This is a genomic window from Pantoea sp. B9002 (genome assembly GCF_013385945.1).
GTDB lineage: Bacteria > Pseudomonadota > Gammaproteobacteria > Enterobacterales > Enterobacteriaceae > Pantoea.
Genome location: NZ_JACAPA010000099.1, coordinates 1 through 320, shown reverse-complemented (window position 1 = coordinate 320; position 320 = coordinate 1). Strand labels below are relative to the sequence as shown.

The following is a 320-nucleotide window of genomic DNA, read 5'->3' as shown; positions in this document are numbered from 1 at the left end:
CGCCTGACGATTGTCCCGGCGGCGGAGGTCATCACCATGGATGAGCGGCCGTCCCAGGCCCTGCGTGGCAAGCCCGATTCGTCGATGCGCGTGGCGTTGCAGCTACTGCGTGACGATAAGGCCCAGGCGGTGGTCAGTGCCGGTAATACCGGGGCGCTGATGGCCCTGTCGCGTCATGTGCTCAAGACCCTGCCGGGCATCGACCGGCCAGCGATGGTGGCGGCGATCCCGACCCGGCGCGGCTATTGCCAGTTGCTCGACCTCGGGGCGAATGTCGATTGCAGTGCCGAGCACCTGTTCCAGTTCGCCGTGATGGGCTC

At 66.9% G+C, this 320-nt stretch carries 1 pseudogene; it reads left to right on the top strand.

Annotated features, from left to right (window positions below):
* Positions 1–320: pseudogene (locus HX773_RS25355) on the top strand (phosphate acyltransferase); the annotation flags it as partial.